The 6,630-nt window shown below is 39.1% G+C and carries 7 protein-coding genes and 1 pseudogene; all 8 read right to left on the bottom strand.

Features of this window, described 5'->3' with window-relative positions; all coding sequences use genetic code 11:
- Positions 1-272 (bottom strand): annotated as a pseudogene (locus tag CYO90_RS06645) (cell surface protein); the annotation flags it as partial.
- 10 nt (positions 273-282) lie between these two features.
- Positions 283-1,449, bottom strand: coding sequence for a Cj0814 family flagellar-dependent secreted protein (locus tag CYO90_RS06640; protein ID WP_103578925.1), 1,167 nt, complete (start codon positions 1,447-1,449; stop codon positions 283-285).
- Positions 1,450-1,518: 69 nt separating this feature from the next.
- Positions 1,519-2,622: a Cj0814 family flagellar-dependent secreted protein gene (locus CYO90_RS06635; protein WP_103578924.1), complete on the bottom strand. Its 1,104-nt coding sequence runs from the start codon at positions 2,620-2,622 to the stop codon at positions 1,519-1,521.
- A 135-nt stretch (positions 2,623-2,757) separates the two neighbouring features.
- Positions 2,758-3,516 carry a tRNA 2-thiocytidine biosynthesis TtcA family protein gene (locus CYO90_RS06630; protein ID WP_002939418.1) on the bottom strand — a complete coding sequence of 253 codons (759 nt, stop codon included), beginning with the start codon at positions 3,514-3,516 and terminating at the stop codon, positions 2,758-2,760.
- Positions 3,513-4,196 (bottom strand): 5'-methylthioadenosine/adenosylhomocysteine nucleosidase, encoded by a 684-nt coding sequence (locus CYO90_RS06625; protein WP_021084954.1) that lies wholly within the window; start codon positions 4,194-4,196, stop codon positions 3,513-3,515. The genes CYO90_RS06630 and CYO90_RS06625 overlap by 4 nt, the downstream gene beginning before the upstream one ends.
- Positions 4,193-5,122 (bottom strand): ACP S-malonyltransferase, encoded by a 930-nt coding sequence (gene fabD / locus CYO90_RS06620; RefSeq protein WP_103578923.1) that lies wholly within the window; start codon positions 5,120-5,122, stop codon positions 4,193-4,195. Before fabD ends, CYO90_RS06625 begins: the two co-directional genes overlap by 4 nt.
- 9 nt (positions 5,123-5,131) lie before the next feature.
- Positions 5,132-5,722, bottom strand: a complete 591-nt coding sequence (locus tag CYO90_RS06615; RefSeq protein WP_258030682.1) for an FKBP-type peptidyl-prolyl cis-trans isomerase — start codon at positions 5,720-5,722, stop codon at positions 5,132-5,134.
- 55 nt (positions 5,723-5,777) lie between these two features.
- Positions 5,778-6,623 carry a tetratricopeptide repeat protein gene (locus tag CYO90_RS06610; RefSeq protein ID WP_103578921.1) on the bottom strand — a complete coding sequence of 282 codons (846 nt, stop codon included), beginning with the start codon at positions 6,621-6,623 and terminating at the stop codon, positions 5,778-5,780.
- Positions 6,624-6,630 lie beyond the last annotated feature (7 nt).

Genomic DNA, 6,630 nt, shown 5'->3' with positions numbered 1-6,630 from the left:
TCTGGATATTTTGATAATAAAGCTCGCCTTTCATCAATGGTATAGCTATACTTTTTTGAAAGCATATTGTCTATCTTCTCTATGGTTTCTGTTATCCAGTTTTCACTACTTCTGTCTTCTTTGATGTATTTTTCAACATTATCAATTATTAAATTTTGCATATATGAATCAATTAGAGCCTTTTCTTGCTCCTTTGACATTTTTGCATTTTCTTTTTGGATAGTGGTTTCTTGTATCGATGTGTTGCTAAATCCGTTTATGCTAGTTATCATTTCAACTCCTTTACGCCTTTATATCAACATCTCTTTTTATACCAAGCATATCTACTAGGTATTTTCCAGCTGGGTTTTCATTTAGCTCTTTTACTAAATTTAAAGATGGCATGTTAAATTTTAAAAAGCTATCCATAAAGTCTTTGCTCTTTTTGCCATCCTTGTCTATCTCACCAAAGAGTAGCTTTAGCATTTTTAGATTGTGCTCCATCATCTTTTTAAATGATAGCTCATCTTCTTCATCTGAATACTTACCGACAAACCCAGTCGTAAGATCTACATAGACAAGGTCTCTTTTATACTTAACATACTCTTGCATATATGCAGGCATACCAGCTAGATCAGAGTCGCTTGCTTTGTTGAAATTTGCTCCAAATTTCATCTCGCCCATAAGCTCAAATAGTTCAAATGCTCTACTAAATTCTTTACTATCTACGCTCTTATCAAAGCCTTGTTTCTTTCCAAAAACGGTAGTTTCACCTTCTTTTACATCAAGGTTACTATTTATGACGGCTGCTAAAAGTCCGCCTTTGGTTATAGAGCCATCTTTATTAGTGTATTTCTCTCCGTGCGGATCGATAAAAACACCACTTCCCACACTCTCCTTGCCACCATTGTTGTTGTTAAAGATGTCCGTTGTTGGCTTTAGTGGCTGCCTGCCATCTCCGCCGCTAAAGCTTGGGTTGAAAAAGAGCGTGCTTATCATCTGCTTGTTTGACTCTTTGTAGTTAAAGCTAGAAGCAGCTGCGTCAAAGTCATAAATGGAGTTATGTATCTTGGTTACTTGCATACTTTGGCGGTTATACTCAAAGCCTTGTGGGAAATTTCTTATATCATCTAAGCTAAAGCTATCTTTTGAATTTAATGTATCTTCGCCAACTACTTGTGAGAGGATTTTGTAGGCATTGCCAGCAGTCTTTGCTATATCTATGCTTTTAAAGGTGCGACTAAAAAATGAAGTTCCCTCTGCAACATTTACTAACGACTCCAGCGTGCTTGAGTGAATTTTATAATCACTTGGTATGCCAGCTTGCTTGTTAAACTCATCTGTAAAGTAGCCATCTTTATCTACCTTGTAGCCTAAAACCTCAGAGCTGGTTTGTTTAGTGGCAACTTTGGTTGATACATTTATGTTCTGCTCTAAATTCAAGTGGTAGCTACCAAGTGCGCTTATCATCTAATATCCTTTTAGCTTCATGCTAAAGATATCGTCTTTTTTGTAAAAAGTTTTACCTAGTAAATTTAGCTACTTTTGCCTGCCTAAAGCGTAAATTTGATTTAGCTTGTTAAAAGCTAAATTTATATTATCTTCGCTTGGCTTTACGGTGCTGTTTTTTAGTAGCTCAAGCACTAAATTTTTAAAATTTTCTCTATCTTCTGATAATTTTTTAAGAGTAGCCACATCGCTCAAGCTTTTGCCTCTATGATCCTTCGTCTGGGCGGCGATGAAAGCGTTGTTTAGCAAGACTTCAGGCTTTAGCGCAGTCTCTCCGCCTTCTAGGATCGCAGGACTTTCAGACTTTAAAAAACTAATAAACAAAGCCTCTTTTTTGTAACCAAACTCCGTTTTATAGTAAGAGAGATCTGGGCTAAAGCCACCAGTGTTTTCCTGCTCTAAATTTGCAAAATTTAGCTTTTTGAGGTTCGTTTTTATGCCTAGTTTTGCTAGATCTTCGCTTAAATTTGACGCGAGCTTCATTTCATCTTCGCTACTAAATATGTTTGTCACGACCTCATTTTTGCGACTATTTAAAAAGTCAATATTTGATCTATCGCTCAAATCTGCGTTAAAATCAATGCCTTTCATCCCTTGCGAGATGTAGCCTTTTGGTAGGTTTGCTAGGTCGCTATCTGTAAAACTATCTTTGTTTAAACTTTTGCCCATTACCTGAGAAAAGACAGCGTAATACTGACCTATCGTGTTTGCAATGTCGATATTTTCAAAGACATCATTGTCAAAAAGCTTGCCGCTTGCGTTGCTGTAAAGGATACTATTTATGTTATTTTGCTTTGTTGCGAAGTTTAGAAATTCTTTTATCGTGCTTTTGTGAAGCTTAAAGTCCTGTGGCAAGCCGGCTGCTTTATTAAAGCTAGCATCCATAAAGCCAGCCTTGTCGCTTTGATAGCCAAGCTCATTTTTATCTTTAAATTTCACGCTATAAATGCTTTGCTGTGTATCTTTTGTAAGCTCGAGCCTTTGTAAATTTTGTGCAATGTCTTTTGTTTTTTCATTATTTGCAAGAGCGTTTTGAAATTTGGCACTTTCAGACTGCTCTTTTTGAAGTTTCCTTGCTTTTGCCTCAGTAGCTACTGAGCTATACTTTTGCGTGCTAACACTAAAAATGCTCATTTTTCATCCTTGCTTATCAAATTTATATTTAGTAAGCAAGGAGTGTTCCAGCTTTAAAATGAGTTGTAACTTTTGGGTGGTTGTAAGAAATTTGGTTTTAAATTTAGCTTTAAAGGGCGAAATGAAGAGCTAAATTTACTCTTCACTGCCTTCGTTGATACCAAAAAATGTATCTGTGTGGATGTTTTCAAATGCTGCTTTAAGCGATGTAAAGAGCTTTGGATTTTCTTTCTCTAAATTTGCTAGAAGTTGCTTGGTCTCATATCTAGCGTGTGGCATCTTAACGTCAAATCTCATCGCGGGACACGCCTCATCGCCAACAACTCTTAGCTCATTTTTGATCGCATTTTCGCGAAGCTGTCTCTCACGCACAAAGATAAATGGCCTGATCACGACGATGCCATTTTTTGCTTTGTATTTTGGAGCAAGCGTCCTTAGCGCGCCATTGTAGGTGAAATTCATAAAAAAGCTCTCTGCTGCGTCATCCAAGTGGTGAGCGATCGCAAGCTTGTTAAAGCCGTGCTTTAGCGCGTAGGTGTAGAGATAACCCCTTCTCATGCGCGAGAAAAAGCTGCAAAAGCTAGAATTTTTGCGGATCTTCTCCTTTGATATCTCAAATATCGAGCTATCGATCACCTCGTGCTCTATGCCATGCTCGTTGCAGTGCTTGGTAAGATATGCGTAGTCTTCGCCCATGCCGTAGCTTAGCGTCACTGCCTTAAACTCAAATTTCTCAGGCGTGACATTTTGGATGTGCTTTAGCACGTGAGCGAGTGCGAGGCTGTCTTTGCCGCCGCTAAGACCGAGCAAGATCTTATCTCCGCCCTCTATCATCTTATATCTAGCGTTTGTCTGACCAACTTGCCTAAGCAGTCTCTTGCTAAGCTCTATCATAAGCTCTCCACCATTTCTAGGATAAATTTAGCGCTCACGTTTGCTGAGTCTTGCAAGAATTTATCAAAGTCAAATTCAGCCTCATTGCCAGCTCCGTCGCTGATGGCTCTAAGGATGAAAAACGGCACGCCAAGCGTCTCGCAAACTAGCGCAACGCTCGCACCCTCCATCTCGGTAGCACTTGCGTTAAATATCTTTTTGATCCACTCTTTTTTCTCGTTGTCGCAGATAAACTGATCGCCAGTTGCGATGATGCCTGAATTTAAGCTCATGCCCTTTTTGCTAGCGACATTTTTAGCTAGCTCATTTAGACCTTCATCGCTTTTTACAAAGATACTAGTTCCTGGCACAAAGCCGTATGGATGACCAAACGCCGTGATGTCAAGGTCGTGCTGCACAAGACTAGTGGCATATAGCATATCGCCTATCTTTAAGCTCTCATCAAGCGAGCCAGCAACGCCAGTAAAAAGCAGCTTTGAAGCCTTAAATTTCTCTATCATCAAGGTTGCAGTGATCGCCGCATTTACCTTGCCGATCTTCGAGTAGGCTATGACTAGGTCCTTGCCTTTATAGTTTGCCTCGTAAAATTTGTTATTTGCATATTCGGTAGTTTTATACTCGCCAACCATCTCAAGGATCGGCGTTATCTCCTCTTGCATCGCTCCAAGTATCGCTATCATCTCTCCTCCAAAATCTTCACAACCTCTTCAAGGCTCGCCATGTCAGTGACGCTATATGTTGGTTTTTCTGTGATCTTTTTGTTTATGCCTTTTAGTGTCGCGGCACCTAGCTCGATAAAGCAATCAACCTCGTTTTCGTAGTTTTTGATGCTTTGCTTGTAGCGAACTGGATGCGTTAGCTGCTCTTTTAAAAGCACTAGCGCTTCGTTTTTATCAGTGTAAATTTTTGCATTTACGTTTGAAACGACTGGGGCAAAATTCGCAGCCAAAACGCCCTTAAGCTCGTTTGCTAGCCTAACGCTAGCTGGCTCAAGTATCGGGCAGTGGCTAGCTACTGACATATTTAAAAGCATCGCTCTTTTTGCACCTGCTTCTTTAAATTTTGCCTCGTATTTTGTAAGGTCAGTCCTCACGCCAGCTACAACTATCTGACCATCGCAGTTGTAGTTCGCAGCGTAAATTTGTAAGCCCTCGTCCTGTCCTTCTTTACAAATCCCCTCAACGACTTCATCGCTAAGTCCAAGCACCACCATCATGCCAGCATCTTTGCCAATGCAGGCTTCTTGCATAAATTTACCACGTAAATTTACAAGTCTAATCGCTTCAATAAAGCTAAATGCGCCACTAACTGCAAGAGCTGTAAATTCTCCTAGAGAGTGACCTAGGCTAAACTCTGGCTTAGCTTTTATGCGCTCACTAAAAGCTAGATAGCTCATAAGCGAGTTTAAAACGATGGCAGGCTGAGTAAATTCTGTCTTATCTAGCTTGTCGTTTTGAGTAAATAAAAGCTCTTCAAAATCAATGCCTGTGTCGTTGCAAGCGTCATTTAATAGAAGTTTTGCCGAAGAGAAATTTTCATAAAAATCTTTCCCCATGCCAACACTTTGCGAGCCTTGACCCGCAAAAATAAAAGCAAATTTCTTCATTTTGGATTCTTAATGGTGATGATGTCCGTGACCGCCACAACCGCAACCACCTTCGCCATGTCCGTGACCGCCGCAGCACTCATGCTCATGCTCGTGATCATGATCATGACCTCCACAACCGCAAGTGTGAGCGCCTGCTACCATGCCAGTTGCTTTTTCATCTTCAGTTGCGTCTCTAACTTCTAAAATTTCAACATTAAATAGCAAGTCTTTGCCAGCGTATGGGTGGTTAAAATCAACTGTTACTTCGTCATCTTTGATCTCTTTAACGATGACGCGAACGCTTGAGCCATCTTCATTTTGACCAAAAAGTTCCATGCCTTCATGTAGGTCTATACCAGCAAATTGCTCTTTCGGAAGTGATTGGATGGCATCTTTATTGTATTCGCCACAACCCTCAGCTGCTTTGATATTTATAGTAGCTTTGTCGCCTGATTTTAGTTTGCTAACTTCTTCTTCAAGCTTTTCTATAATGTGACCATGTCCCGTAATAAAAGAAATTTGACCACCTTCTTGCATATTTGACTCTAAAATTTCGCCAGTATTAGCGTCTTTTAGCTCATAAAACATTGTTATAACTTGATCTTTACTCACAATAATCTCCTTGGAATTTAGTTTTGATTAATGTGAGATTATATCTAAAAAAGAGTAAATTTTAGTTTCTGTTAGGAGCGGCTTTGGCTTCTTTGCTATCTGGATAGCCTACTTTTAAAGCCTTATAAAACCTATTGGCACTTTGAGTATCACCGATCTTATCAAAGCTTATAGCTGTGTGATACAAAAGTTTTGGAGTGTAGTCAGCTTTATCTTCACTTTGTATACTTTTTTTATAGTATTGTATAGCTGTGCTGTATGATTTTTGACTATAAGCAACTTCACCTAGATAATAATTTGAAGCACCAGTTTTATAGCCTTTTTTATTTAAGTATTCAAAATATTCAGCTGCTTCTGTGCTATTGCCAGAATTTAAAAGCTTAATACCATCAGCTAAAATATCCTTGTCGCTTTTGCCACTAAAATTTGAAGTTGGCTTATTTTGTTGTTTTGGATTTGCATTTTGCTTTGGTTGAGCAGCATTTTTATCCATTATCGCGCCTAGTTTATTTAAGGCAGCAGTAATATTTTTATAGTTTTTATCTTGTATATCCCTAGTCTCATCAACATAAGCTTTTAGCGATGTCAAACTTACACCAGAAGAATCGCTTATACCGCCATTGACTTTGGTTTCGATATCGTTCATTCTTTGCTCAAGCTTGTTCATCCTAGCACTCATGCTCTCGATCAAGCTTTGCAAACCTTGAAGTTGTTCTGAAACATTATCCATGTTTTCTTCGATATTTTGAACGCTTCTTTTGTTGCTTAGAGTTGCCTTTTCATCATCTGTTAGTCCATATGGATTTGCGCTATCCATATTGCCTGCATCAAATGCTGAAACTTCTTGAGCTGAACTTATAGAGAAAGCGGCTCCAAGAAGAGCCGCAATGATTATTTTTTTATTCATTATTACT

Source organism: Campylobacter concisus (genome assembly GCF_002913745.1).
GTDB classification, from domain to species: domain Bacteria; phylum Campylobacterota; class Campylobacteria; order Campylobacterales; family Campylobacteraceae; genus Campylobacter_A; species Campylobacter_A concisus_R.
The sequence above is the reverse complement of the archived record's forward strand: the minus strand, read 5'-3'. Positions and strand labels throughout refer to the sequence as shown.